The 25,758-nt window shown below is 66.1% G+C and carries 23 protein-coding genes; 16 read left to right on the top strand and 7 right to left on the bottom strand.

Features of this window, described 5'->3' with window-relative positions; all coding sequences use genetic code 11:
• Positions 1-9: 9 nt before the first annotated feature.
• The 12 genes from L1F06_RS05170 to L1F06_RS05115 all read left to right on the top strand — a co-directional run bounded on the left by L1F06_RS05170 (position 10) and on the right by L1F06_RS05115 (position 13,642).
• Entirely contained in the window at positions 10-1,449 is a 1,440-nt protein-coding gene (locus tag L1F06_RS05170) for an alginate export family protein (protein ID WP_096827275.1), read from the top strand.
• Positions 1,450-1,460: 11 nt separating this feature from the next.
• Positions 1,461-2,996 (top strand): mannuronan 5-epimerase AlgG, encoded by a 1,536-nt coding sequence (algG, locus tag L1F06_RS05165; protein ID WP_011921102.1) that lies wholly within the window; start codon positions 1,461-1,463, stop codon positions 2,994-2,996.
• A gap of 11 nt (positions 2,997-3,007) precedes the next feature.
• Positions 3,008-4,438 carry an alginate O-acetyltransferase AlgX-related protein gene (locus L1F06_RS05160; protein WP_129483954.1) on the top strand — a complete coding sequence of 477 codons (1,431 nt, stop codon included), beginning with the start codon at positions 3,008-3,010 and terminating at the stop codon, positions 4,436-4,438.
• Positions 4,439-4,448: 10 nt separating this feature from the next.
• Complete coding sequence (locus tag L1F06_RS05155) at positions 4,449-5,525, top strand: mannuronate-specific alginate lyase (protein WP_129483953.1); 1,077 nt, start codon at positions 4,449-4,451, stop codon at positions 5,523-5,525.
• A 189-nt stretch (positions 5,526-5,714) separates the two neighbouring features.
• A complete protein-coding gene (locus L1F06_RS05150; protein ID WP_011921099.1) occupies positions 5,715-7,166 on the top strand; it encodes an MBOAT family O-acyltransferase in 1,452 nt (483 codons plus the stop codon).
• Between the two features lie 13 nt (positions 7,167-7,179).
• Positions 7,180-8,313 carry an alginate O-acetyltransferase gene (locus L1F06_RS05145; protein ID WP_129483952.1) on the top strand — a complete coding sequence of 378 codons (1,134 nt, stop codon included), beginning with the start codon at positions 7,180-7,182 and terminating at the stop codon, positions 8,311-8,313.
• A gap of 37 nt (positions 8,314-8,350) precedes the next feature.
• On the top strand, positions 8,351-8,998 hold the full coding sequence (locus tag L1F06_RS05140) for an alginate O-acetyltransferase AlgF (protein WP_129483951.1): 648 nt from the start codon (positions 8,351-8,353) through the stop codon (positions 8,996-8,998).
• Positions 8,999-9,092: 94 nt separating this feature from the next.
• Positions 9,093-10,529 (top strand): mannose-1-phosphate guanylyltransferase/mannose-6-phosphate isomerase, encoded by a 1,437-nt coding sequence (locus L1F06_RS05135; RefSeq protein ID WP_003243095.1) that lies wholly within the window; start codon positions 9,093-9,095, stop codon positions 10,527-10,529.
• Positions 10,530-10,706: 177 nt separating this feature from the next.
• Positions 10,707-11,171 carry a hypothetical protein gene (locus L1F06_RS05130; RefSeq protein ID WP_003243093.1) on the top strand — a complete coding sequence of 155 codons (465 nt, stop codon included), beginning with the start codon at positions 10,707-10,709 and terminating at the stop codon, positions 11,169-11,171.
• A gap of 90 nt (positions 11,172-11,261) precedes the next feature.
• Positions 11,262-12,092, top strand: a complete 831-nt coding sequence (locus L1F06_RS05125) for an SDR family oxidoreductase (RefSeq protein WP_129483950.1) — start codon at positions 11,262-11,264, stop codon at positions 12,090-12,092.
• Positions 12,089-12,457 carry a hypothetical protein gene (locus tag L1F06_RS05120; RefSeq protein ID WP_003243089.1) on the top strand — a complete coding sequence of 123 codons (369 nt, stop codon included), beginning with the start codon at positions 12,089-12,091 and terminating at the stop codon, positions 12,455-12,457. Before L1F06_RS05125 ends, L1F06_RS05120 begins: the two co-directional genes overlap by 4 nt.
• A 24-nt stretch (positions 12,458-12,481) precedes the next feature.
• Positions 12,482-13,642, top strand: a complete 1,161-nt coding sequence (locus L1F06_RS05115; protein WP_129483949.1) for an AAA family ATPase — start codon at positions 12,482-12,484, stop codon at positions 13,640-13,642.
• Positions 13,643-13,772: 130 nt separating this feature from the next.
• Here L1F06_RS05115 and trxB read toward each other — a convergent pair whose 3' ends face one another.
• Positions 13,773-14,720 (bottom strand): thioredoxin-disulfide reductase, encoded by a 948-nt coding sequence (gene trxB / locus L1F06_RS05110; protein WP_003243086.1) that lies wholly within the window; start codon positions 14,718-14,720, stop codon positions 13,773-13,775.
• 240 nt (positions 14,721-14,960) lie between these two features.
• Here trxB and L1F06_RS05105 point away from each other — a divergent pair, with 240 nt between their 5' ends.
• The gene (locus L1F06_RS05105) at positions 14,961-16,934 is read left to right on the top strand and encodes a sensor domain-containing diguanylate cyclase (RefSeq protein ID WP_129483948.1); all 1,974 of its coding nucleotides are present in this window, start codon (positions 14,961-14,963) and stop codon (positions 16,932-16,934) included.
• A 71-nt stretch (positions 16,935-17,005) separates the two neighbouring features.
• Positions 17,006-17,746 (top strand): sulfate transporter CysZ, encoded by a 741-nt coding sequence (cysZ, locus tag L1F06_RS05100; RefSeq protein ID WP_003243082.1) that lies wholly within the window; start codon positions 17,006-17,008, stop codon positions 17,744-17,746.
• Here cysZ and L1F06_RS05095 read toward each other — a convergent pair.
• Positions 17,743-18,852, bottom strand: a complete 1,110-nt coding sequence (locus L1F06_RS05095; RefSeq protein ID WP_129483947.1) for an SRPBCC family protein — start codon at positions 18,850-18,852, stop codon at positions 17,743-17,745. The genes cysZ and L1F06_RS05095 overlap by 4 nt on opposite strands.
• 170 nt (positions 18,853-19,022) lie before the next feature.
• Here L1F06_RS05095 and L1F06_RS05090 point away from each other — a divergent pair, with 170 nt between their 5' ends.
• Positions 19,023-20,225, top strand: a complete 1,203-nt coding sequence (locus L1F06_RS05090) for a glycosyltransferase family 4 protein (protein ID WP_129483946.1) — start codon at positions 19,023-19,025, stop codon at positions 20,223-20,225.
• Between the two features lie 50 nt (positions 20,226-20,275).
• Here the strand turns inward: L1F06_RS05090 and L1F06_RS05085 are convergent, their stop codons facing one another.
• The 5 genes from L1F06_RS05085 to rluD all read right to left on the bottom strand — a co-directional run bounded on the left by L1F06_RS05085 (position 20,276) and on the right by rluD (position 24,335).
• Complete coding sequence (locus tag L1F06_RS05085; protein ID WP_129483945.1) at positions 20,276-20,677, bottom strand: hypothetical protein; 402 nt, start codon at positions 20,675-20,677, stop codon at positions 20,276-20,278.
• Positions 20,678-20,723: 46 nt separating this feature from the next.
• Positions 20,724-21,833, bottom strand: a complete 1,110-nt coding sequence (locus L1F06_RS05080; RefSeq protein ID WP_011921060.1) for an NADH:flavin oxidoreductase — start codon at positions 21,831-21,833, stop codon at positions 20,724-20,726.
• A gap of 26 nt (positions 21,834-21,859) precedes the next feature.
• Positions 21,860-22,450, bottom strand: a complete 591-nt coding sequence (locus L1F06_RS05075; protein ID WP_232531463.1) for a TetR/AcrR family transcriptional regulator — start codon at positions 22,448-22,450, stop codon at positions 21,860-21,862.
• Positions 22,451-22,632: 182 nt separating this feature from the next.
• The gene (gene pgeF / locus L1F06_RS05070; protein ID WP_129483973.1) at positions 22,633-23,358 is read right to left on the bottom strand and encodes a peptidoglycan editing factor PgeF; all 726 of its coding nucleotides are present in this window, start codon (positions 23,356-23,358) and stop codon (positions 22,633-22,635) included.
• Between the two features lie 2 nt (positions 23,359-23,360).
• Complete coding sequence (rluD, locus tag L1F06_RS05065; protein ID WP_011921057.1) at positions 23,361-24,335, bottom strand: 23S rRNA pseudouridine(1911/1915/1917) synthase RluD; 975 nt, start codon at positions 24,333-24,335, stop codon at positions 23,361-23,363.
• A gap of 341 nt (positions 24,336-24,676) precedes the next feature.
• Between rluD and L1F06_RS05060 the strand changes: the two genes are divergently transcribed.
• Positions 24,677-25,669 (top strand): outer membrane protein assembly factor BamD, encoded by a 993-nt coding sequence (locus tag L1F06_RS05060; protein WP_003243069.1) that lies wholly within the window; start codon positions 24,677-24,679, stop codon positions 25,667-25,669.
• Positions 25,670-25,758: the final 89 nt, after the last annotated feature.

Below are 25,758 nucleotides of genomic sequence, written 5' to 3'. Positions count from 1 at the left end.
GATGCACGCATGCAGTTAAACCGTATTGCCAGCCAGCTGGGCCTCGGCGCCAGCCTGCTGGCGGCCAGCGCCGCCTGGGCGGCGGATGCGCCGAAGAACTTCGGCCTGGACGTGAAGATCACGGCCCAGTCCGAGGACGACCGTGACCTCGGCACCCGCAGCGGCGGGGATGTCAGCGGTATCGGTCTGGACCTGCGCCCCTGGGCCTATGGCGAGCGCGGCAACTGGAGCGCCTTCGCCATGGGCCAGGCGGTGACCGCCACCGACACCATCGAAACCGACCCGCTGCAGAACGACGACGACAGCAGCGCGCAGCGCAGCGACGCGCGCCAGCCGGACAAGAGCTACCTGGCCATGCGCGAGTTCTGGGTCGACTACCGCGGCCTCACCGCCTACCCCGGCGAGCATCTGCGCGTCGGCCGTCAGCGCCTGCGCAGCGACGAAGGCACCTGGTGGGACACCAATATCGAAGCGGTGCACTGGAACTTCGACACCACCCTGCTGCAGGCCAACCTGGGTATCGCCGAACGCTTCTCCGAATACCGCACCGACCTCGACGACCTGGCGCCGGAAGACGAGGATCGTCGGCACTTCTTCGCCGGCCTCAACTACCAGTGGACGCCCGGCCACCGCGTCGGCGCCAAGCTGCACCACAGCCGCGACGACGGCAGCCTGCCGAATGCCGGCGAGCGCGTCGACGAACTGAGCAAACGCTACACCGGCGACCTGACCTGGTTCGGCCTGCACGCCGACGGCGGCTTCTTCGAGCGCAACTCGCGCAATCGCCTCAACTACTGGGCGCAGATGACCTGGCTCAAGGGCGACACCGACCAGCTGCAGCAGCAGGTGGTCGGCAGCGAGCGCATCGCCACCGGCTCGCGCAGCCAGGACGTCGACGCCTGGGCCATGGACCTCGGTCTGCGCTACAGCCTCGATGAAAACTGGAAGATCGGCGCCGCCTACGCCCGTGGCAGCGGCGGCGGCAACGACGGCAAGTCGCGTCAGTTCATGCAGACCGGCCTGCACAGCAACCGCGCCAATTTCACCGGTGTCGAATCGCGTCTGCACCGCTATGGCGAGGCCTTCCGCGGCGAGCTCTCCAACCTGCAGGTGGCCAGTGCCTTCAGCTCCTGGAAGCTCGGCGAAGACTACGACGCCAGCCTGGTCTACCACCGTTTCTGGCGCGTCGATAGCGATCAGGACGTGGGCGACAGCGGCATCACCGCCCCGCTGGAAGCCGGCGAGAAGGACATCGGCCAGGAGGTCGACCTGGTGCTGACCCGCTACTTCAAGCAGGGCCTGCTGCCGGCCTCGGTGGCCGAACAACTGGAAGACCGCTCGGCCCTGGTACGCCTGCGCGCCGGGGTATTCCTGCCGGGCGACGCCTATGGCAGCGGCACCGACTCGGTGATGCACCGCGCCTTCGTCGACTTCATCTGGCGCTTCTGAGGGATCGGACCATGCAACGTAACGGCTTAGCTCTTCCCCTGCTCCTCGGCGCCCTGCACCTGCTGGCGCCGCTGGCCCAGGCCAACCCGCTGGAGCACCAGTTCGACTACCGCGTGCGCACCGCACCCGCCGAAGAGCTGCACCTGGAAACCCCGGAGCTGCCGGACCTGTCCGGCTACACCCTGGACGCCGTGCTGGCCAAGATTCCGCAAGGCGCCAAGGGCCAGGTGGCGGTGCGCCGCATGCTGCGCCAGGACGCGCTGAAGGACTTCACCGGCGGCAACGAACGCCTGCGCGAGTGGGTCAAGCGCCAGCAGGGCATGCCCATGGCGATCTTCATCGAAGGTGGCCTGGTCACCGCTCAGGACCTGGCCGCGGCCCTGCCCGACAGTCAGTTCGAAGAGCAGGAGCCGGGCGTGTACATCGCCCGCCTGCCCATCGTCGTCGCCGAAGGTGCGGCGCTGCATGTGGGCAAGGAAACCCGCGAGCTGCGCCTGTCGCAGGAGCGCGGCTCGTTCCTGGTCAACGACGGCCTGATGTTCCTCACCGAGACCCGCATCACCGCCTGGCGCGAGGCCGACAACGGCCCGGCGACGATGCGCGACAATGGCAAGGAATTCCGTCCCTTCCTGGTGTCCTGGGGCGGCAGCGAGCTGTACATCGCCAGCACCGTGCTGACCAGCCTGGGCTACGACACCTCCAAGTCTTACGGCGTGTCGATCACCCAGTACACGCCGAACATGCACAAACGCCTGCAGCGCGAGGAGCCGACCGGCTGGCTGATTGACTCGGAATTCATCGACCACTGGTACGGCTTCTACTGCTACGAAGCGCAGAACGTGGTGATCAAGGGCAACACCTACCGCGACAACATCGTCTACGGCATCGACCCGCACGACCGCTCGCACGGCCTGATCATCGCCGAGAACCGCGTCTTCGGGACCAAGAAGAAGCACGGCATCATCATCTCGCGCGAGGTCAACGACAGCTGGATCATCAACAACGAGAGCTTCGACAACAAGCTCTCCGGGGTGGTGATCGACCGTAACAGCGAACGCAACCTGATCGCCTACAACCGCGTGTACGGCAACCACTCCGACGGCATCACCCTGTACGAGAGCAGTGACAACCTGCTGTGGGGCAACCAGGTGCTGGGCAACCAGCGCCACGGCATCCGCATCCGCAACAGCGAGAACATCCGCCTTTACGAAAACCTTTCGGCGATGAACCAGCTCACCGGCGTGTATGGCCACATCCGCGACCTCTCCGACACCGACCGCGACCTCAAGCTGGACCCGTTCGACACCAAGGTGTCGATGATCATCGTCGGCGGCACCCTGGCCGGCAACGGCTCCAGCCCGATCAGCATCGACTCGCCGCTGTCGGTCGAGCTGTACCGCGTGAAGATGCTCGCCCCGCGCAAGAGCAGCGGTATCCAGCTCGCCGGCATTCTCGGCGACAAGCAGGAGCAGATCCTCGACCTCATGGTGCGCCAGCGCCTGCCCGTGCTGATCGACCCGATCCAGCCCGAGAAACTGACCAATTGATGAGGCCAAAGATGATCCCATCGCCCTTCAAATCCCTTTCCCTGGCCATTGCCTGCGCACTGGCCAGCACCGCCCTGCAGGCGCAGGAGCGCCAGGCGCCGGAATATCAGGTCGAGGACTGCTGCTCGCTGTGCCCGGCCGCCCACGACGCCAGCCTGTACACCACCAACTACATGAAGAACTTCATCACCCTGCTCGATGCCGAGGAAGGCTGGCTGTTCCGCAGCGTGGAAGACCTGCGCACCGAGTTCGGCACCAGCGAGATCGGCTACCAGCGCCTCAAGGAGCTGCGCGACGGTCTCAAGCAACGCGGCGTCGAGCTGGTGGTGGTCTATCAACCGACCCGCGGCCTGGTCAATCGCAACAAGCTGTCGCCGGCCGACTACCAGCGCTTCGACTACGACAAGGCGCTGCGCAACTATCGCCAGGCGCTGACGCGCTTCGAGCAGTTGGGCATCTGGGTGCCGGACCTGACGCCGCTGGCCGACGAGAACAGCGACAAGGAGTTCTACTTCCGCCGCGACCAGCACTGGACGCCCTACGGTGCCGAACGCACCGCGCGCCTGGTGGCCGAGACGGTCAAGCGCATCCCCGGCTTCGAGGATATCCCGCGCAAGGAGTTCGTCACCGAGCGCATCGGCCTGATGGGCAAGACCGGCACCATGCAGAACGTCGCCAGCCAGCTGTGCGGCACCAGCTACGCGGTGCAGTACGTCGATCAGTTCGTTACCGAGCCCAAGGACGCCAGCGACGGCGATGCCCTGTTCGGTGACGAGAGCAGCCCGCGCATCACCCTGATCGGTACCAGCCACAGCGGCAAGAACTACAACTTCGGCGGTTTCCTCGAAGAGTACCTGGGCACCGACATCCTCAACGCGGCCTTCCCCGGCGGCGGTCTGGAGGGCGCGATGCTCGAGTACCTGGCCAGCGATGCCTTCCAGAACGATCCGCCGCAGATCCTCATCTGGGAATTCTCGCCGCTCTACGACCTGGCCTCGGACCGCATCCACCGCCAGCTGATGGCGTCTCTGAGCAACGGCTGCAGCGGACAGAACCAGGTGCTCAGCAAGGAAACGCGTCTGCGCCCGGGCAGCAACGAGGTGCTGGTCAACGGCGAGAACAACCTGCTGACCCTGGCCGGCAATCGCCACCAGCTGGATCTGCAGTTCAGCGATCCGTCGGTCAAGCGCGTGGACGCCACCATCTGGTACCTCAACGGCCGCCGCGAGCAGCTCAAGCTGGAGAAACCGCACACCGTCGACACCGACGGCCGCTTCGCCGTGGAACTGCGCGACGAGCCGGGCTGGGGCGAGCAGAACTTCTTCGCCCTGGAAATCGAAAAGCCCGAGGACAGTGCCGACGACCTGAAAGTGCAGGCCAGCCTGTGCCAGCGCCCGAACGATGCCGGCCAGCAGGTCGCGCAGCGCACCGCGGGCAACTGAGGAGGCATATATGCCCAGACGACTCGCACCCCTGACGCTCCTGGCCGTGCTGCTCAGCGCACCGGCCTTCGCCGAGCTGCAGCCGCCGGCGGGCTACCACGCGCCGGTCGGCCAGCGCGACGGCAAGGCGCCCGCCTGTTCGGCGCCGCCGCAGCCCTATACCGGCGAACTGCAGTTCACCAGCAAGTACGCCGGCTCCGACAGCGCGCGCGCCACGCTCAACCGCAACGCGGAGAAGAACTTCCGCAAGCAGACCGAAGGCATCACCCGCCTGGAGAAGGAGGCCGGCCGGCTGATCACCGGCTACATGCGCACCGGTCAGCGCGAACGCCTGGAATGCGCCATCGAGTGGCTTGATCACTGGGCCAGTGCCGATGCGCTGGAGTCCGAGCAGTACAACCACACCGGCAAGTCGATGCGCAAATGGGCCCTCGGCAGCCTGGCCGGCGCCTGGCTGCGCCTGAAGTTCTCCGAGTCGCAGCCGCTGGCCGACTACCCGCAGCAGAGCGAGCGCATCGAAGCCTGGTTCGTGCGCCTGGCCGAACACACGGTGCGCGAGTGGAGCGACCTGCCGCTGAAGAAGATCAACAACCACAGCTACTGGGCCGCCTGGTCGGTGATGGCGGTGGCGGTGATCGGCGATCGCCGCGACCTGTTCGACTGGTCCGTCAGCCAGTTCCGCATCGCCGCCGGACAGGTGGACGACGAAGGCTTTCTCGACAACGAGATGCGCCGCCGTCAGCGCGCCCTGGCCTACCACAACTACGCGCTGCCGCCGCTGGCGATGATCGCCGCCTTCGCCCAGGCCAACGGCGTCGACCTGCGTGGCGAGAACCATGGCGCGCTGCAGCGCCTGGCCGAGCGGGTGCTGCAGGGGGCGCGCGACCCGGGCGCCTTCGCCCAGCGCACCGGCTCGCGCCAGGACATGGAAGAGCTGCGCAAGAAGTTCAAGTACGCCTGGCTGGCGCCCTACTGCACGCTCTACGTGTGCAACGAGCAGACGCGTGAACTGAACCAGGAGATGGGGCCGTTCAACAGCTTCCGTCTCGGCGGCGAGGTGACCCAGGTCTTCGGCGGGGGCGGCTAACCCGCCCCGCCCCTCTCCCGCAAGCAGGCGAGAAAGCGGCACACCGTTCAACACCCTCTCCCCTTCATGGAAGAGGGTTGGGGAGAGGGCAAGACCCTCTCCCCGCGCCCTGTCAGCAGGGCACAAACAAACCCTCCGCTCGCGGGGGGAAAGGGGGGCGCTGCCCCGGCTATTCACGGAGAAGCACGGATGGTCTTTTCATCCAACGTCTTTTTGTTCCTGTTTTTGCCGATCTTTCTCGGCCTGTACTACCTGTGCCCGAATCGCGGGCGCAACCTGCTGATCCTGATCGGTAGCTACGCCTTCTATGCCTGGTGGCGGGTGGATTTCCTCCTGCTGTTCGCCGCGGTCACCCTGTGGAACTACGGCATCGGCCTGCGCATTCACGCCAACGCCGGCACCCGCATCGCGCAGCGCTGGGTGATCACCGGGGTGGTCGGCAACCTGGCCACCCTGGGCTACTTCAAGTACGCGAACTTCGGCGTGGCCAATATCAACGCCGTGCTCGAATCCATGGGGATGGAGCCCTTCGTGCTCACGGCGGTGATCCTGCCGATCGGCATTTCCTTCTACATCTTCCAATCGATCAGCTACCTGATCGACGTGTACCGCCGCGACACCGAGCCGACGCGCAACCTGATCAACTTCGCCGCCTTCATCGCCCTGTTCCCGCAGCTGATCGCCGGGCCGGTGCTGCGCTACAAGGATCTGGCCGACCAGTTCACCCAGCGCAGCCACAGCCTGGACAAGTTCTCCGAGGGCGCCACGCGCTTCATGCAGGGCTTCGTCAAGAAGGTGTTCATCGCCGACAGCCTGGCGCCGCTGGTGGACCACTGCTTCGCCCTGGAAAACCCCAGCACCGGCGACGCCTGGCTGGGCATGATCGCCTACACCGCGCAGCTGTACTTCGACTTCTCCGGTTACAGCGACATGGCCATCGGCCTGGGCCTGATGATGGGCTTCCGCTTCATGGAGAACTTCAACCAGCCCTATATCAGCCAGTCGATCACCGAGTTCTGGCGGCGCTGGCACATCAGCCTGTCCACCTGGCTGCGCGACTACCTGTACGTGCCGCTGGGCGGCAACCGTCACGGCACCTTCAACACCTACCGCAACCTGTTCCTGACCATGCTGCTGGGCGGCTTCTGGCACGGCGCCAACTGGACCTTCCTGATCTGGGGCGCCTGGCATGGTACCTGGCTGGCCATCGAGCGGGCCCTCGGGGTCAAGGCCGCACCGACCCTGTTCAACCCGATGAAGTGGGCCTTCACCCTGCTGCTGGTGATGCTCGGCTGGGTGATCTTCCGCGCCGAGAACCTGGAGGTGGCCGGACGCATGTACGCCGCCCTGTTCAGCTTCGGCGACTGGCGCCTGAGCGAGCTGACCCTGGCGCACATCACCGGGCTGCAGATGGCCACCCTGGCCCTGGCCTGGGTGGTGATCGCGGTGTGCGGTGCGCGCCAGTTCCTCGCCAGCCGCGATCACGAACCGCGCCTGACCCTGGCCAGTGCCGGGGTGGCCCTGCAGGCCTTCGACCTGCGCCTGGTGGCGCTGCGCGGCGCCCTGCTCCTGCTGTTCTGCGCCTCGCTGCTCAAGCTCTCGGCGCAGAGCTACTCCCCCTTCCTCTACTTCCAGTTCTGAGCGGAGGCTGCTGATGAACCGCCCCATCAAGACCCTGTACGTCGTGCTGTTCGGCCTGCTGCTGTTGCCGGTCAGCCTGCTCGCCATGGGCAACCTGACCGGCTATCGCATGCCGGGCGATCCCAGCGTGCTCGACGGCGGCCTGGCCAAGAGCGTCGAGCGCCATTACGACGAGCACTTCCCGCTCAAGCAGGTCGGCATCAACCTGTGGGCCGCCGTGGAGTATCTGCTGTTCGGCGAAGGCCGCAGCGGCCTGGTGATCGGCGAGGACGGCTGGCTGTACTCGGACGAGGAGTTCGCCCCGGTGGCCGATGCCCAGCGCCAGATGCAGGACAACCTGGCGCTGATCCGCGGCGTGCAGCAGCGTCTGGAGCAACACGACGTGCATCTGCTGCTGGCCATCGTGCCGGCCAAGACCCGTCTGTACCCGGAACACACCGGCCGTCATCATCCCAGCGCCCTGCAGCGCAGCCTCTATCCGCACTTTCACCGCGCTGTGCGCGATGCCGGCATCGCCGCCCCCGACCTGCTCGGCCCGCTGCAGGCCGGCAAGAGCCAGGCGCCGATGTTCCTGCGCACCGACACGCACTGGACGCCGGATGGCGCCGAAGTCACCGCACGAGCCCTGAGCGAGGTGGTGCGCAGCGCCGTGCCGCTGCGTGGCGAACCGCAGGAGTTCATCACCGAAACCGTGGAAACCCGCGCCCACCGCGGCGACCTGACCAGCTTCCTGCCGCTGGCCCCGCTGTTCGAGAACCTGCTGCCGAGCGCCGACAGCCTGCAGCAGCGCGAGACCCGCGCCGCCCAGGCCAGCAGCGACGACCTGTTCGCCGACAGCGACCTGCCGGTGGTGCTGGTCGGCACCAGCTACAGCGCCAATCCCTCGTGGAACTTCGCCGGCGCCCTGCGCCAGCACCTGCAGCGCGACCTCGCCAACCATGCCGAGGAAGGCGGCGGTCCGCTGGTACCGATGCTCAAGTACCTGCAGAGCGAAGAGTTCGAGAACGACCCACCGCAGCTGGTGATCTGGGAATTCCCCGAGCGCTACCTGCCGATGAGCAGCGACTTCACCGACTTCGACCCGCAATGGCTGGCCGCCCTGAAAGGCGCCGGCGATCAGCAGGGTCTGGCCGCCGCCAACCGTTGACGGCGGCACTACTGGCAACCCCCAAGGAGGACGCAACATGAATACCAAACTGATCCTGCGCCGCGGCACCCTCGGCGCCTTCGCCCTGGCACTCGGCCTGGGCATGCTTCAGGCCCAGGCCAACGATGCCGCGCTGTACGGTCCCAAGGCGCCCAAGGGCTCGGCCTTCGTCCGCGCCTACAACGCCAGCAGCAGCGAGCTGGACGTGCGCGTCGGCGAGACGCATCTCAAGCAGATCTCACCGCTGGGCTCCAGCGACTTCAAGTTCCTCCCGGCCGGCAGCTACCAGGCCCAGGTCGGTAACGCGCAACTGCCGGTGCAACTGCAGGCCGACCGCTACTACACCCTGGTCAGCCAGACCGGTACCGAACCGCGCCTGGTGGAAGAGCCCCCCTTCACCAGCCGACAGAAGGCCCTGCTGCGTGTGCAAAACCTGACCGACAGCACCCTCAGCCTGAAGACCGCTGACGGCAAGACCGACGTCGTCGCCGACGTCAAACCCGACGGCCGCGGCGACCGCGAGATCAACCCGGTGAAGGTCGGCCTGGCGCTGTTCGACGGCGAGCGCAAGGTCGCCGACCTGAAACCCGTGACCCTGGAGCGCGGCGAAGTGGTGAGCCTGTTCGTCACCGGCGGTCAGGGCAAGTTGTCGCCGGTGTGGGTCAAGCGCCCCATCGACGGTTGAGGCAGTGAGTTTCTAGAACAAGGAAAACGGCGGGCACACGCCGCACCGACACAGCACGAGCATCCAACTCGATCAATTGTTAAGGAGAGACACCATGACCCCCATCATCCTTTCCGGCGGCAGCGGCTCGCGACTCTGGCCTCTTTCGCGCAAGCTCTACCCCAAGCAGTTCCTCGCCCTGACCGGTGAGCGGACCCTGTTCCAGCAGACCCTGCAGCGTCTCTCCATCGAGGGCATGCAGCCGCCGGTGCTGGTGGCCAACCAGGAGCACCGTTTCATCGTCCTGGAGCAGCTGGAGCAGATCGGCCAGCAGTCGCAGATGCTGCTGCTCGAGCCCTTCGGTCGCAACACAGCCCCGGCGGTGGCCATGGCCGCCCTGCAGCTGGTCGCCGAAGGTCGTGACGAGCTGATGCTGGTGCTGCCGGCCGATCACGTGCTGGATGATCAGCAGGCCTTCCGCCAGGCCCTGGCGCTGGCCACCGTGGCCGCCGAGAAGGGCGAGATGGTGCTGTTCGGCGTGCCGGCCGACCGCCCGGAAACCGGCTACGGCTACATCCGTGGTCAGGCCGACGGCACCCTGCCGGATGGTGTGGCGCGCGTCGCCAACTTCGTCGAGAAACCCGACGCCCAGCGCGCCACCGAGTACGTGGCCAGCGGCGACTACTACTGGAACAGCGGCATGTTCCTGTTCCGCGCCAGCCGCTTCCTCGAGGAGCTCAAGCACCACGACGTGGACATCTACGACACCTGCCTGCTGGCCCTGGAACGCAGCAAGCGCGACGGCACGCAGATCGCCATCGACCCGGCCACCTTCGCCTGCTGCCCGGACAACTCCATCGATTACGCCGTGATGGAGAAGACCACCCGCGCCTGCGTGGTACCGCTGGCCGCCGGCTGGAACGACGTGGGCAGCTGGTCGTCGATCTGGGAAGTGCACGACAAGGACGCAGCCGGCAACGTGACCAAGGGCGACGTGGTGGTCGAGGACAGCCGCAACTGCCTGATCCACGGCAACGGCAAGCTGGTCTCGGTGCTCGGCCTGGACGACATCGTCGTGGTGGAGACCAAGGACGCCATGATGGTGGCGCACAAGGACCGCGTGCAGGACGTCAAGAAGCTGGTGAGCCGGCTCGACGAACAGGGCCGCTGCGAAACCCAGAACCACTGCGAGGTGTACCGCCCGTGGGGCTCGTACGACTCGGTGGACATGGGCGGCCGCTTCCAGGTCAAGCACATCACCGTCAAGCCGGGCGCGCAGCTGTCGCTGCAGATGCACCACCACCGCGCCGAGCACTGGATCGTGGTGTCCGGCACGGCCAAGGTGACCTGCGACGACCGCGAGTTCCTGCTCACCGAGAACCAGTCCACCTACATCCCGATGACCTCGGTGCACCGCCTCTCCAACCCAGGCAAGATCCCGCTGGAAATCATCGAAGTGCAATCCGGCACCTACCTCGGCGAGGACGATATCGAGCGTCTGGAAGACGTGTACGGCCGCAGCGATGCAGTAGCTGCCGGCGCCACACACTGAGCTGTTCGTAGCCGGATGCAATCCGGGTCGACCCCGACCCCGGATTGCATTCGGGCTACGCCCCTCCCGCCGCTCATGTCCGCCTCCAGGCCTGTCACACCCTGCGACAGCCAATGCGGTTACCCTGACAAAGCACCTTGTGTAGGATGAGCGCAGACTTTCAAAAAGGCTGCCTTCATGCTGTTCGGTATCGCGCTCGTCATCACCTGGCTGATCCTGCTGATCCGCTATCCGACCAAGGCTCTGCCGGTTTCCCTGGCCGCACTGGTCGGTCTCGGTCTGGTGGCCACCTGGGTGCTCTGGCAGGAAAGCCGCGACGAACGCTACCTCGCCCATCTCGAACTGCGCCTGCGCTACGCCCCGCAGCAGTGCCCCGCCGATCGCCCCCTGGCCATCGACCTGAAGAACGGCAGCGACGCCGCCCTGCTCGAGCTGCGCTGGGAAGTTGCCGCCTACCGCCCCGGCAACGCCACCAATCTGGCCCAACGCCTGTACGAATCGCCGCGCTACAGTGGCCCGGGTGAACTGCTGCCGGGCGCCAGCTGGAGCGACTGCATGCCCCTGCCCGACCTGCGCAGCGGCTATAGCCCGGCTACGCTGGAGTTTCGCGCCGAGCGCCTGCAAGGCAAGTTCGTCCGCTGATGGTAGGGTGCGCCGTGCGCACCGATGAATCGACACGATGGTGCGCGCCGCCTGGTCAGCCCCGGCGAGCCCCTACTCAAGGAAGCCCTCATGCCTCAACCCAGCGTTCTTATCACTGGCTGCTCCAGCGGCATCGGCCGCGCCCTGGCCGATGCCTTCAAGGCTGGTGGCTATGCGGTCTGGGCCACGGCGCGCAAGGATGATGATCTGGCCGCGCTGCAGCAGGCCGGATTCAATGCGGTGCAACTGGATGTCAACGATGCCGACGCGCTGCAGCAACTGGCTACCCGCCTGAACGAAGAGATCGGCGGCCTCGACGTGCTGATCAACAACGCCGGTTACGGCGCCATGGGCCCGCTGCTCGATGGGGGTGTGGAAGCCATGCGCAAGCAGTTCGAAACCAATGTGTTTTCCATCGTCGGCGTGACCCGCGCCTTCTTCCCGCTGCTGCGCCGCAGCCGTGGCCTGGTGATCAATATCGGGAGCGTCTCCGGCGTGCTGGTCACCCCCTTCGCCGGAGCCTACTGCGCGTCCAAGGCCGCAGTGCACGCGCTCACCGACGCCTTGCGCCTGGAGCTGGCGCCCTTCTCCATCGAGGTGATGGAGGTGCAGCCCGGCGCCATCGCCTCCAGCTTCGGTAGCCATGCCAGCCAGCAGGCCGAGGCGCTGCTGCGCGAGGACTCGCCCTGGTGGCCGCTGCGCGACGGCATCCGTGCCCGCGCCGCCGCCTCGCAGGACAACCCCACGCCGGCCAGCGACTTTGCCAGCCAGTTGCTCGCCGCCGTGCAACGCGACAAACGCCCGCGCCTGCTGCGCCTGGGCAATGGCAGCCGCGCCCTGCCGCTGCTCGCCACGTTGCTGCCCAAGGCGCTGCTGGAACGCATCCTGAGCAAGCGTTTCGGCCTGGTACGCAGCCTGTGACACCGACCGTGCAGTTGCGTTACTACGCCCTGGGCGGGGTGATCGCGGCCGTGCTGCTGAATCTCTTGCTCCGCACCTTCGTACGCCTCGGCGGGGTGTTCACCACCCTGTTGATTGCGGCCGCCATCGCCGGCGCACTGGCGCTGCTGTTTCACTGGCGCACGGGGCGCGCACCGAGCAACGCCGAGCGCTGGCGCCTCACCGCTCTCTATGGCGGCCTGCTCGGGCTGCTCTACCTGGGGCTGCTGGGCATGATGTACCTGCAGGACACACCCAGCCCGATGGGTCTGTTTCTCTTCAGCCTGCACTACCTGTGTTACCCCGTGCTGGCCTGGCTGGCGTTCTCGCCACGTTACGGCCGCTGAAACGCCTGTCAGGAAGACACCTTCATGCTGCATACCCTCGCCGTCGCCAACTACCGTTCGATCAACAGCCTGATCCTGCCGCTGGGCCGGCTCAATCTGATCACCGGCGCCAACGGCAGCGGCAAGTCCAATCTCTATCGTGCCCTGCGCCTGCTGGCGGAAACCGCCCAGGGCGGCGTGGTCAACGCACTGGCCCGCGAAGGCGGGTTGGAGTCAAGCTTCTGGGCCGGGCCGGAGAAGATTTCCCGGCGCATGCGCAACGGCGAGGTGCCGGTGCAGGGCGGCCCCCGGCAGAACGTCATGCGACTGCGTCTGGGCTTTGCCGGTGAGGATTTCGGCTACGCCATCGCGCTGGGTCTGCCCGAGCCGAGCAGCTCGGCGTTCTCCCTCGACCCTGAGATCAAGCGCGAATGCATCTGGGCCGGCGCCAGCTACCGCCCCGCCTCGTTGCTGGTGGATCGCGCCGGGCCACTGGTACGCCTGCGCGAAGGCCGCAGCTGGCAGGTGCTGGCCCAGCACCTGCCGAGCTACGACAGCCTGTTCGACCAGATCGGCAACGAACCGAGCTGCCCGGAAGTCTTCCAGCTGCGTGAGACCATTCGCCGCTGGCGCTTCTACGATCACTTTCGCAGCGATGCCGACGCCCCCGCGCGCCAGCCGCAACTGGGCACGCGCACGCCGGTGCTGCACCACGACGGCCGCGACCTGGCCGCGGCGCTGCAGACCATCCGTGAAATCGGCGACCGCGCCGCGCTGGACGCCGCCATCGACGACGCCTTTCCCGGCAGCCGCCTGCATATCGATTTCCAGGCCGGCGGACGCTTCGCCGTCGAGCTGCGCCAGGAAGGCCTGCTGCGCCCCCTGAGCGCCGCCGAACTGTCCGACGGCACCCTGCGCTACCTGCTGCTGGTCGCTGCCCTGCTCACGCCACGGCCGCCATCATTGATGGTGCTCAACGAACCGGAAACCAGCCTGCATCCGGATCTGCTGCCGGCACTGGGTCGCCTGATCATCGCCGCCTCGAAGCAGACCCAGGTGTGGGTGGTATCCCACGCCAGCCACTTGATCGCCACGCTCAAGGAAAGCCCGCAATGCAACACCCTGAAACTGGACAAGCAGCTCGGCCAGACCAGCATCCGCGGCCAGGGCATGCTGGACGAGCCGCCCTGGCACTGGCCGGATTGAAACCTGTGGATTGATACGGACGCCCGTAGGGTGCGCCGCGCACACCTGCGTTCCACGGGCACCGTGAATCTGGGCTACGTTTTTTGCAAACCTCGGTGCGCACAGCGCACCCTACGATTTCTACCCGGTCTCAGAGCCCGTCGAGATAGCGCTCCACATCCAGCGCCGCCATGCAGCCGGCACCGGCCGAGGTAATGGCCTGGCGATACACGGAGTCGGCCACATCGCCGGCGGCGAACACGCCGGGAATGCTGGTGGCGGTGGCATTGCCGTCGCGCCCACCATTGACCACCAGGTAACCGTCTCTCAGCGCCAGTTGGCCTTCGAACAGACTGGTGTTGGGCGTATGGCCGATGGCGACGAACAGGCCGTCCACCTTCAGCTCGCGATAAGCACCGCCGTATTGCTTCAGACGCACACCGGTGACGCCGCTGGCATCGCCGAGCACTTCGTCGACCTCGGCATTGAGCTGCAGCTCGATCTTGCCCTCGGCCACGCGCTCCTGCAGCTTGTTCTGCAGGATCTTCTCGGCGCGAAACCCGTTGCGACGATGGATAAGGGTCACCTTGCTGGCGATATTGGCCAGATACAGCGCCTCTTCCACCGCGGTATTGCCGCCGCCGACCACTGCCACTTCGCGGCCGCGATAGAAGAAGCCATCGCAGGTGGCGCACGCCGAAACGCCGCGCCCCATGAAGGCCTCTTCGCTGGGCAGGCCGAGGTAACGCGCACTGGCGCCAGTGGCGATGATCAGCGCGTCGCAGCTATAGGTGCCGCCGTCACCGACCAGGGTGAAGGGCTTGCCGGCCAGGTCCACGGCGTTAATGTGGTCGAAGACGATTTCGGTGTCGAAACGCTCGGCGTGCTCCTGCATGCGCTGCATCAGCGCCGGCCCGGTGAGGCCGTGGGGATCGCCCGGCCAGTTGTCCACCTCGGTAGTGGTGGTGAGCTGACCACCAGCCTGGATGCCGGTGATCAGCAGTGGCTTGAGGTTGGCGCGCGCAGCGTAAACCGCGGCGCTGTAACCGGCAGGACCGGAACCCAGGATGATGACGCGGGCATGACGAACGGCAGACATGACTAACTCCTCGCAGGCCACAGGGCCGGCAGGCCAGATAAAAAGGGACTCTCGAAGCGCTAGGGGAAGGCTTGGAAGGATGAGAGCCCCGCAAACGGGAAACTGGGCGCAAGGCTATCGGGGCCGCTGGCGAAGCGGAAATACCCATTGCCAATTTGCGGCATAGAGCGCCGCTATCACCTGGCCAAAGGCGCGGCCTGACTATACTGGGCGCATCGCTTTCAGGGACGAACGCCCGCCATGACCCTGCGCAGACGACTGTTCTCGCTATTCGCCCCGCTACTGCTCCTGACCCTGCTGCTCGTTCAGTTGCTGTCCAACCAGTTGCTGCTGAGCCGCTTCGACCAGCAAGACAAGCAGCGCCTCCAGGAAACGGCGCACAGGGCTCACCTGATCCTGCTCGGCCATATCGAACGCACCACCGGCCTGCTGCACAGCTATGCCTGGTGGGACCCCAGCTACGAGCTGGCTCAGGGCCGCGGCAACGCCAGCCTCTACCTGCGGCAGAATCTCGACAGCCTGCAGCTGGCCAACTACGACTTCGACTTCATGGCGCTGTTCGACGATGCCGGCAAACTGGTGTTGGAACAGTGGGCGCCGCCCGACCTGGCGGACCTGCTGCCGGTCGGCCACGACCGGCCACGCAGCATTGCCAGCCTGCGCAGCGATATCTACAGCCGCAGCCAGCGCCTGAATCTGCTTCGGCACCAAAGCGATGCGCAGTTCAGAACCGGCCAGGTGCTGCTGATCCAGGGCGTGCCCGTGCTGCTGGTGAGCAGCGCCGTGAGCAACAGCCAGGGCACCGCCAGCGCTGTCGGCACACTGCTGGCCGGCCGCTTTCTCGACGGGCAGCGCCTGCATGCGCTGGACCGGCAATTGCCCGACAGCAGTCTGCACCTGCTCCCCGCGGGCGTCGACCCGAAGGGCTGGCAGCTGCTGCCGGAGCGCCAGACATTCACCGCCGAGCTTGGCCCACGCAGGCTGCTGGACGAGCAGCAGCAACAGATCGAGCTGCTGCTCAACAACAGCGACGACGAGCCAGAGTTGCGTCTGCAGCTGACCTCTCAGCGCATCAACTACCACAAGGGCAAGGAGGCCATCGAGTTCTTCCTCAGCGTCAGCTTCCTCATCGCCCTGGCTGCCGCCGGCCTGGTCTATCTCGGCCTGGAGTACTGGGTCCTGCACCGTCTGGAACGCCTAAACCGGGAAATCGCCGGTATCGGGCAGCAGGCTCGCCTGCCTCGGGTGAGCAGCCTGGGCAATGACGAACTGGGCGAGCTGGCCGCCGCGCTGAACCAGATGCTCGAACGTCTCGATCAGAGCGAGGAGCGCGACCGGGCGATCCTCGAGTCGATCCAGGACGGCTACTTCGAGGTGGACACAGAGGGACGCTTCACCCGGGTCAATCGCGGCATGGAACTGTCCCTCGGCTATCGCAGCGAGGAGCTGCTGAACATGCCCTTCACCCAGCTGCTGCTGACGGAGAAGGTCGAACAGGCCGAGACCACCTTCCAGCAGGCGCAGCAGGACAGCAGTCTCAGCGGCTTCAACCTGCAGCTGCGTCGTGCCGATGGCAGCCTGGGCGACTTCGAGGGGCGACTGTCGCAGATCCATACCCAGGACGGGACCTTCGTCGGCTATCGCGGCATCCTGCGCGACATTTCCGAGCGCGCCGCGCACCAGCGTCATCTGCATGACCTCGCCTATCGCGACCCGCTGACCAGCCTGGGCAACCGCAAGGCCTTCCACGAGCAGTTGCAGGGGGATCTGCAGCAGGCCCTGAACGAAGGCAGCGTACTGGCGCTGTTCTTCATCGACCTGGACCACTTCAAGCAGGTCAACGACCAGTATGGCCACGACGCCGGCGATGCCCTGCTCTGCGCCATCGCCGCCAGGCTGCAGCATGGCCTGCGGCAACCCGGCAAGCTCTACCGCCTGGGGGGCGACGAATTCACCCTGCTCATGCCACAGGCCACCGCCGAAGCAGCCCGGGCGCTGGGCGAGCGCCTGCTCGGCAGCCTTGGCGCACCGTTCGAGATCGCCGGACACAGCATCGATTTTGTCACGCCCAGTGTCGGCATCGCCCTCTGCCCGCAGCACGCCACGGACAGCGAGGCGCTGATCAAGGCCGCCGACAGCGCCATGTACCAGGCCAAACGCAAGCGCAATCAGGTCGTGATGTTCGAGCCGTCGGGCGCTGCCGAAACACACTGAGGGGCGCGGAAACTTTCGCCACGCCCGCGAAGTCGGTATGGTCGCGCGCATCCACCACTCAGGAGATCATCATGCCCGCCGCCCCCGTCCTGTCCGGCCCGCAATACCTGCGTGAAGGCCTGAAACTGGTACTCAGCCCAGGCTTGCGCCTGTTCGTGCTGCTGCCGCTGGCGGTCAACCTGATCCTCTTCGCCACGCTGATCGGTTTCGCCGTGCAGCAGTTCGGCGGTTGGGTCGATACCTTCATGCCCAGCCTGCCGAGCTGGCTGAGCTTTCTGCAGTACATACTCTGGCCACTGTTCGTGGTGCTGGTGCTGCTGATGGTGTTCTTCACCTTCACTCTGCTGGCCAACATCATCGCCGCGCCGTTCAACGGTTTTCTCGCCGAGAAGGTGGAGGTGGTGGTGCGCGGCGAGGACAACTTTCCCGCCTTCAGCTGGGCCGAGCTGATGGCCATGGTGCCGCGCACGCTTGGTCGCGAATTGCGCAAGCTGGCCTACTTCCTGCCGCGGGCACTGGCCCTGCTGATCCTCAGCTTCATTCCGGTGGTGAACCTGATCGCCGCGCCGCTGTGGCTGCTGTTCGGCGTGTGGATGATGGCGGTGCAGTACATCGACTACCCGGCCGACAACCACAAGATGAGCTGGCAGGACATGCTCGCCTGGCTGCGCGAGAAGCGCTGGCAGAGCCTGAGTTTCGGCGGCATCACCTACGCCGCCTTGCTGGTGCCGGGGCTGAACATCCTGATGATGCCAGCCGCAGTGGCCGGCGCCACGCTGTTCTGGGTGCGCGAGCGCGGCGCGCAGGGCTAGCCGCGCGTCAGTACCTGCCGCAGCGCGCGCAGCGAGGCCTGCGACTCGCCCTCGATGCGCCTGCGCATCAGCAGCAGGTTGGCCAGCCGCATCAGCCAGCTGTCGAAACCGTACTCGAGGGTACGCACGAACTCGCAGCCACCCTCGACCTCCAGGCACTCGTAGGTCAGCAGCAACTGCAGGCCATGATCGCCCCGTGCACTGGCCTGCCAGCGACGGGCAGGCTGATGCTCGAGCACTTCCCAGCGCAGATGCCCGGCGCGGCCGCCGGCGTGAATGTCTTCCTCGAAGCGCTCGCCGGTGAGCAAGGCGCCTTCGCGCCCGTAGATGCGCAGCGATGACGGGTGCCACTCGGGCCAGTGGGACGGCGCGGCGGCGTAGGCCAGCACCTGCTCGGCAGAGCGCGCGACAAGGATGCGGTGCTGCTGGCGGTTCTGCTGGACGATCGCCTGCGGCTCCCAGTACAGCGTGCCGTACAACCAGTCCATCAGCGGATGGACGATGCCGAAGTTGCGCGAATCCATCAGCTCGCGGCGGTGGTGCAGCGCATGCAGGCGGCGCATCTGGCGAATCCATGGCAAGCGCGAAACCGGGTGCTCGGCCGGCAGATGCTCGCAGGCATGCACCAGTTCGTAGCTCATGTAGCCCAGCAGCATGCTGCCGGCGAACAGCGCGGCGAGGTTGCCATCGAGGTGAGACAGCAGCCACCAGGCGGCGAAGGTCGGCAGGCTGAACAGCACGATCAGCCAGGCCGGAAACAAGATCACGCGCCAGTCGCGCGGAGTCTCGTACGGCATCAGCGTCTCGACGAAGAAGCTGTGATGATCGCCCGTATGGCGCTTGTAGAAGAGTCTGCCGAAGCGCGTCTTGTTGTGGCCAAGACGCTTGTGCACCTGATACTCGCCCCAGCTGAAGAACACCAGCGTGGCCGGCACCAGCAGCCATTGCCAGGCGGCAACCGCATCCAGCGTACGCCACAGCAAGCCCATGCACAGCAGACCGTAGGTCAGGACGAAGGCTGCATGCAGCCAGGGGTTGTACAGCGGATGGATGGCGGCGCGGTAATCGCGGCGAAAAGCCTGGGCGTTGTCGTTGTTGTAAGCCATGGCACTCTCCTGTAATCGACAGCAGTCTAGGCCCGCCACGATCAATCGCATACTCGGCACCGCCTCTGCGCACACCGGGCAGCGTGAACCAGGACACGGCCGGCTCGACCGACATATAAACGCAACAAAAGCGTCACCTTCACTACATCACCGCGGCAGAGACTGCGTACATGGACGCTCCCACTCTGCATATCGCCCTGATCAGCGAAACCTTCCCGCCGGAAATCAACGGCGTCGCCAACACCCTCGGCCGCCTGGTCGATGGGCTGCGCAGCCGAGGCCACCGCGTGCAGCTGATACGCCCGCGGCAGGCGCACGACAGCGCACCACAGCCGGATCCCGAACTGCTGCTGACCCGCGGCTGGCCGCTGCCCGGCTACCCCGGCCTGCAGTGGGGCCAGTCGTCGCTGCACAAACTGCTCAGGCGCTGGAAACGCCAGCGCCCGGACGTGCTCTACATCGCCACCGAAGGCCCTTTGGGGCTCTCCGCCCTGCGTGCGGCAAGGCGCCTGGCGATTCCGGTGGTCAGTGGTTTTCACACCAATTTCCAGCAGTACACTGGGCACTATGGCTTCGGCCTGCTGACCCGCGCCCTGACCAACTACCTGCGCTGGTTTCACAACCGCACGCAGATGACCCTGGTGCCTAGCATCGGCCAGAAGGTGGAGCTGCAGCGCCGCGACTTCGAGCGCCTGGCCCTGCTCGCCCGCGGCGTCGACAGCCAGCTGTTCCACCCCGGCAGACGCTGCGACGAGCTGCGCAAGCACTGGGGCCTGGGGCCGGACGATATGGCGGTGCTGCATGTCGGGCGTCTGGCTGCGGAGAAGAACCTCGGTTTGCTGGTAAAGGCCTTTCGCGCCTTGCAGCAGGCGCACCCGCAAAGGCGCATGCGCCTGATCCTGGTCGGTGACGGGCCGCTGCACGCCAGTCTGCAGGCACAGTTGCCGGATGCCCTGTTCTGCGGGCTGCAGCGTGGCGAGGCGCTGGCCATGCACTACGCCTCGGGCGATCTGTTCCTCTTTCCCAGCCTGTCGGAAACCTTCGGCAACGTGGTGCTGGAAGCCCTGGCCTCGAGCCTTGGCGTCGTGGCCTTCGACCAGGCTGCCGCGGCCCAGCATATCCACCACGGTCATAACGGCCTGCTAGCCCGCCCTGGCGACGAAAACGGCTTCTGCGAAATCGCCTGCCAGGCGCTGGCAGATGCGGAAACGCTGCGTCGCATACGTCTGAATGCGCGCCGCCATGCCAGTCACCTCAGCTGGGAAGGCATCGTGGTGCAGTTCGAGCAGCATCTGCGCGGCGCCATGCAACCGCAGCCGGAAGCTGGCGACAACGCGGAGCTTGCACCCCGAGCGGGTGAAACCCGTCATTGATAGGGCGATGCGGTGTGGCGGCCCTGAGGGGCCGCCACGCTAGCGCCTGCTCAGGGTGTGAACAGAGCCAGCAAAGACTCGAAATGAATGGCGATGTACAGCAGGGTGGCCTGGTTGGCGAACAGCAGCGCCGGCAGCAACCAGGCCAGCATCACCAGAGCTCCCTGATGCAGGGCAATCAGCGCCAGGACCAGCGCTACCCCCGGATACAGATCGATGATGATCTGTCGCCCCCAGTACAGACGAGCGATGCCGCGAACGCTCTTGAAGAGGTTCTCGCGGCGACTGCAGTGGATCGAGTAGCCGACAAATGCCAGCCAGGCCGCCCACACAAGCGCCTTCGCCACGCCCACTGCGCCGGCGAACACAAACATCTGGGCATGGCCCTGCAGGCCGAGGGCAAGCGCGACGAAGACGGCGAACAGCCCCCAGGAAACCAGGCTCTTGGACATCACTGACACTCCTCGCTGGGGCGCCCCGGCAGGGCGCCCATGGGGTTCAATGCAGTTGCATCAGTGCATCGCGGCTGAACGGCAGAATGTCCTGCTCACGCCCCTCACGCACCTTCAGCGCCCAGTCCGGGTCGACCAGCAGCGCGCGGCCCACGGCGACCAGGTCGAACTCTTCCTTGTTCAGGCGCTCGAGCAGATTCTCGATGCTGGCAGGCTCGGCCACCTTGTCGGTCTTGACCATGAACTGCAGAAACTCGCCATCCAGGCCGACACTGCCGACGGTGATGGTCGGCTTGCCGGTGAGCTTGCGCGTCCAGCCGGCGAGGTTGAGGTCGCTGCCCTCGAATTCCGGCTCCCAGAAACGGCGGGTCGAGCAGTGGAAGATGTCCACGCCGGCCTCGGACAGCGGCTTGAGGAAGGCTTCCAGCTGCTCCGGGGTCTGTACCAGACGCGCGCTGTAGTCCTGCTGCTTCCACTGCGAGAAGCGCAGGATGATCGGGAAGTCCGGGCCGACCGCCGCGCGCACCGCCTGGATCAGCTCGATGGCGAAACGCGAACGGGCCGCCAGGTCACCGCCGTACTGATCGCTGCGCTGGTTGCTGCCTTCCCAGAAGAACTGGTCGATCAGGTAGCCGTGGGCGCCGTGGATCTCCACGCCGTCCATGCCGATGGCCTTGGCGTCGCGTGCGGCCTGGGCGAAGGCGGCGATCACCTCATCGATATCGGCCTGGGTCATGCCGTGCACCACCACCTGACCGTCCTTGAGTTTTTCCATCGGGCCATAACCGGGCACGCTGGCATCCGGCTCGGTGCCCAGGCGGCGCACGTTACCCACGTGCCACAGCTGCGGAACGATCTTGCCGCCTTCGGCATGCACCGCATCGACCACCTGCTTCCAGCCGGCCAGGGCATCTTCGCCATGGAAACGCGGTACGTTCGGGTAGCCGTTGGCGGCCGTGTGCCCGACCGTGGTGCCTTCGGTGATGATCAGGCCCACGCCCGCCGCCGCACGACGGCGGTAGTACTCGACGACCTTGGCATTGGGGACGCCACCCGGCGAGAAGGAACGGGTCATGGGCGCCATGACCACACGGGTCGGCAGCTCCAGGTTGCCGAGGCGGAAGGGGGCGAACAGGGCTTGTACGGGGGCGCTCATCATCTTTCCTCTGGGTTGAACGGTGATCAGGCCTGCAGCAAACGCTCCAGGCGGTTAATGAAGGCTTCCAGCGGCTGCAGGTTGCGACCCACCTTGAGGCGGGCGAGCACGCCCTGCCAAGCATCGCTGATGAAAGTGGCGAGATTGCCGCAGTCCTCGGTGGCCGGCAGTTCACCGGCGGCCTGCGCCTGCTCCAGGCAGTCGCGCAGGATGTCCACCGAGGCCTGCTGGATCGCCTCCACCTCGGCGCCGATGGCCGGCAGCATCTCGCTCATCTCGAAACTCAGGCTGCCGATGAAGCAGTGATATTGCGGCGTGTCCTGGCGGGCGAAGTGCGCCAGCAGGTCGCGGTAGTAGGCCAGGATGCGCGCCCGCGGGCTCAGCGCGGCATTGCTCAACGCCTGGGCGTAACGCTCCAGACGCGGGCGATAGATGAAGGCCAGCGCCTGCAGGGCGAAGTCTTCCTTGCTGGCGAAGTAGTGATAGAAGCTGCCCTTGGGAATGCCGGCAGCCTGGACGATTTCCAGCACGCCGGTGCCGTGATAGCCGCGCCGGGTCATCACCGCCGAGCCCTTGCTCAGGATCAGGTCACGCTTGTCGAGTCGAATGCTGTTCATGGCGCCGAGCATATGACCGGTCGTCTCGCTCGGCACAGCACTATTGATGAGAGTGATTAAGGACCAAAACACACGAGACGGATGCCCGCACCTAAAGGCAGGTGCGGGCTCTGCTCGCGAAGCCTTTGGGTTACAGGGCTCGCGAACGGAGCTCGTTCCACTGGATCAAGGCAGCAGCTGCCTCAGGACTGCAGCCAGACCAGCGAGGCGAAGCGCCCGGTACGCGGGCTGCGGCGATAGGAGTAGAAACGCGGATCGTTGTAGGTGCAGAACCCGCCACCGCTGACCGCAGTCACGCCGATGGCGGCCAGACGAATGCGCGCCAGCTGGTAGATATCGGCCATGAACTTGCCGGCCTTGGCGCCGGGCAGGAAGGCGCCGGCCGCCTCGGCATGCTGGTGCACGAAGGCTTCGCGCACCTCGCTACCCACTTCGAAGGCGGCCGGGCCGATGGCCGGGCCAAGCCACACCAGCAGCTCCTGCGGCGCCACGTCCAGCGTCTTCACGGTCGCCTCCAGCACGCCACTGGCCAACCCGCGCCAGCCGGCATGGGCTGCCGCCACGCGGGTGCCGGCACGGTCGCAGAACAATGCTGGCAGGCAGTCGGCGGTCATCGCCGTGCAGGCGATGCCGGGTGTGGCCGTCCAGTTGCCATCGGCCTCGATGACCACAGCCGGGTCGGCCTCGGCCACCACGACGCCATGCACCTGACGCAGCCAGGCCGGCTGGCAACCGAGGGCCTCGACCAGCTGCGCGCGGTTGGCCGCGACGGCTGCTGGATCGTCATCGACGTGATCGCCCAGGTTGAAGGTATCGAACGGCGCCGCGCTGACACCGCCACTGCGGGTGGTGACGCAGGCACGCACGTTGGCCGGCGCGGGCCAGTCGGGCGTCAGCCAGTCATGCACGCTCACCCGACGAAGGCCTCGCGATCCTGACGCAGCAGGGTCAGCAGCCAGACCAGATCATCCGGCAGCGGCGATTCCCACTTCATGCGCTTGCCGGTGGCCGGATGGTCCAGCTCGAGGAAGCGCGCATGCAGGGCCTGGCGTGGAAACTCCTTGAGACTCTGCACCAGGCTCTGGCTGGCCGCCGGCGGAATGCGGAAGCGCCCGGCATACACCGGGTCGCCCACCAGCGGATAGCCGACGTGGCTCATGTGCACGCGAATCTGATGGGTGCGCCCGGTTTCCAGCTTGACCCGTACATGGGTGTGCGAGCGGTAGCGTTCCAGCACGCGGTAGTGACTGATCGCCGGCTTGCCGCCATCGGTCACGGCCATGCGCTGACGCTGGCTGGAGCTGCGGCCGATCGGCGCATCAATGGTGCCGCCGGCGGTGATCACGCCGATGCAGATGCATTCGTAGATGCGGCTGACGCTACGCTTCTGCAGCTGCTCGACCAGGTTGGTCTGCGCCTGCAGGGTCTTGGCCACCACCATCAGGCCGGTGGTGTCCTTGTCCAGACGATGCACGATGCCGGCGCGCGGCACATTGATGATGTCCGGCACGTGATGCAGCAGGGCGTTGAGCAAGGTGCCATCGGCATGCCCGGCAGCTGGGTGGACGACCAGGCCTGCCGGCTTGTCGATCACCAGCAGGTGCTCGTCCTCGTAGACGATGTTCAGCTCGATGTCCTGCGCCACCCACTCGCCCTGCGCTTCCTGCTCGGCATCGAGCACCAGGGTCGAGCCGGCATGCACGGTGTCACGCGGGCGCGCCACGGCACCGTCGACGGTCAGGCGACCGTCCTTGATCCAGGTGGAAAGGCGCGAGCGCGAAAACTCGCCAAACAGCTGCGCAGCCACTTGGTCGAGGCGCTGACCGCCCTGTTCGAAGGGGACGATGGCCTGGAGTTGGATCAATTGTTTGTCTATGGAAGTCATCTTCAAAACCAGTTCAAGGTCTGCTGCGCGTCGGCCCTGCTGCGTTAAAAACAGGCTCGAAAAGTCGCTTGCGGCTAACGCACTTCAGTGCGGCCCCGAAGGGGCGAGCGAAGCGAGTCATGCTCATTTACAGCTCGTAAACTACGCGTCCTAGCCTGTTTTTGCCTTGCATTGCTCTAGCTCGCGAAACTTTGAACAGGCTCTTGGGCAAGGGCGGGAGCCCGGCCTTTGGTTTCGGCGTCAGGCTTGTGGTTAAATACGGCGTCTTTGCCCCAGGGGGTTCCAGGGGGCGCTCATCATAACAGGACGGCCGCGCGGCCGTCACAGGGACGCAAGCCGCCATGCAAGTGAAACACCTGCTGCTGATCGCCATCCTCGCCCTCACCGCCGCCTGCTCCTCGAAGCAGCCGGAGGTCGACGAAAACCTGAGCGAGGTGGAGCTGTACCGGCAGGCCCAGGCCGACCTGGACAACCGCAGCTATACCCAGGCCATCGCCAAGCTCAAGGCGCTGGAGTCGCGCTACCCCTTCGGCCGTTACGCCGAGCAGGCGCAGCTCGAGCTGATCTACGCCTACTACAAGAACGTCGAGCCGGAAGCCGCCAAGTCCTCGGCCGAGCGTTTCATTCGTCTGCACCCGCAGCATGCCAACGTCGACTACGCCTATTACCTCAAGGGCCTGGCCTCCTTCGACCAGGACCGCGGCCTGCTGGCGCGCTTCCTGCCGCTGGACATGACCAAGCGTGACCCGGGCGCCGCCCGCGACTCCTACAACGAGTTCGCTCAGCTCACCAGCCGCTACCCGACCAGCCGTTACGCCCCGGACGCCAAGCAGCGCATGATCTACCTGCGCAACCTGCTGGCTGCCTACGAGGTCCATGTCGGTCACTACTACCTCAAGCGTCAGGCCTATGTCGCCGCCGCCAACCGCGGTCGCTACGTGGTGGAGAACTTCCAGGAAACCCCCGCCGTGGGCGACGGCCTGGCGATCATGACCGAAGCCTATCAGCGCCTGGCCCTGAACGATCTGGCCGCCACCAGCCTGGAAACCCTCAAGCTCAACTACCCGGATCACCCAAGCCTGGAGAACGGCCAGTTCGTGCCGCGCGAGGAAGAAGCCGACGGCCGCTCCTGGCTGGCCAAGGCCACCCTCGGCCTGATCGAAACCGACACGCCGCTGCCGCCGGGTGAAACCCGCGCCAGCCAGGACGTGATCCGCCAGTACGAGGACGCCGAGCAGCAGATCCCGGCCGAACTGCAGCAGGACGCCAAGACCGGCGAAACCGCCAAGAAGCGTTCGATCTGGAGCTACCTGACCTTCGGCCTGTTCGACTGACCGACGCGTCGCAGCGAAAAGGGAGGCCACGGCCTCCCTTTTTTGTCGCCCCCATTCCCAGCCGGTCCTGGTCAGGCGACGCCGAACGC

This window comes from Pseudomonas hydrolytica (assembly GCF_021495345.1).
Taxonomy (GTDB): Bacteria; Pseudomonadota; Gammaproteobacteria; order Pseudomonadales; family Pseudomonadaceae; genus Aquipseudomonas; species Aquipseudomonas hydrolytica.
Note: the sequence above shows the minus strand (reverse complement) of the source record. Positions and strands in the feature narration are given on the sequence as shown.

Bases quoted from the DNA above. Each gene is read 5' to 3' on its own strand.
- L1F06_RS05170 (WP_096827275.1), top strand. From the start codon at position 10: ATGCAGTTAAACCGTATTGCCAGCCAGCTGGGCCTCGGCGCCAGCCTG.
- algG (WP_011921102.1), top strand. From the start codon at position 1,461: ATGCAACGTAACGGCTTAGCTCTTCCCCTGCTCCTCGGCGCCCTGCAC.
- L1F06_RS05160 (WP_129483954.1), top strand. From the start codon at position 3,008: ATGATCCCATCGCCCTTCAAATCCCTTTCCCTGGCCATTGCCTGCGCA.
- L1F06_RS05155 (WP_129483953.1), top strand. From the start codon at position 4,449: ATGCCCAGACGACTCGCACCCCTGACGCTCCTGGCCGTGCTGCTCAGC.
- L1F06_RS05150 (WP_011921099.1), top strand. From the start codon at position 5,715: ATGGTCTTTTCATCCAACGTCTTTTTGTTCCTGTTTTTGCCGATCTTT.
- L1F06_RS05145 (WP_129483952.1), top strand. From the start codon at position 7,180: ATGAACCGCCCCATCAAGACCCTGTACGTCGTGCTGTTCGGCCTGCTG.
- L1F06_RS05140 (WP_129483951.1), top strand. From the start codon at position 8,351: ATGAATACCAAACTGATCCTGCGCCGCGGCACCCTCGGCGCCTTCGCC.
- L1F06_RS05135 (WP_003243095.1), top strand. From the start codon at position 9,093: ATGACCCCCATCATCCTTTCCGGCGGCAGCGGCTCGCGACTCTGGCCT.
- L1F06_RS05130 (WP_003243093.1), top strand. From the start codon at position 10,707: ATGCTGTTCGGTATCGCGCTCGTCATCACCTGGCTGATCCTGCTGATC.
- L1F06_RS05125 (WP_129483950.1), top strand. From the start codon at position 11,262: ATGCCTCAACCCAGCGTTCTTATCACTGGCTGCTCCAGCGGCATCGGC.
- L1F06_RS05115 (WP_129483949.1), top strand. From the start codon at position 12,482: ATGCTGCATACCCTCGCCGTCGCCAACTACCGTTCGATCAACAGCCTG.
- trxB (WP_003243086.1), bottom strand. From the start codon at position 14,720: ATGTCTGCCGTTCGTCATGCCCGCGTCATCATCCTGGGTTCCGGTCCT.
- L1F06_RS05105 (WP_129483948.1), top strand. From the start codon at position 14,961: ATGACCCTGCGCAGACGACTGTTCTCGCTATTCGCCCCGCTACTGCTC.
- cysZ (WP_003243082.1), top strand. From the start codon at position 17,006: ATGCCCGCCGCCCCCGTCCTGTCCGGCCCGCAATACCTGCGTGAAGGC.
- L1F06_RS05095 (WP_129483947.1), bottom strand. From the start codon at position 18,852: ATGGCTTACAACAACGACAACGCCCAGGCTTTTCGCCGCGATTACCGC.
- L1F06_RS05090 (WP_129483946.1), top strand. From the start codon at position 19,023: ATGGACGCTCCCACTCTGCATATCGCCCTGATCAGCGAAACCTTCCCG.
- L1F06_RS05085 (WP_129483945.1), bottom strand. From the start codon at position 20,677: ATGTCCAAGAGCCTGGTTTCCTGGGGGCTGTTCGCCGTCTTCGTCGCG.
- L1F06_RS05080 (WP_011921060.1), bottom strand. From the start codon at position 21,833: ATGAGCGCCCCCGTACAAGCCCTGTTCGCCCCCTTCCGCCTCGGCAAC.
- L1F06_RS05075 (WP_232531463.1), bottom strand. From the start codon at position 22,450: ATGAACAGCATTCGACTCGACAAGCGTGACCTGATCCTGAGCAAGGGC.
- rluD (WP_011921057.1), bottom strand. From the start codon at position 24,335: ATGACTTCCATAGACAAACAATTGATCCAACTCCAGGCCATCGTCCCC.
- L1F06_RS05060 (WP_003243069.1), top strand. From the start codon at position 24,677: ATGCAAGTGAAACACCTGCTGCTGATCGCCATCCTCGCCCTCACCGCC.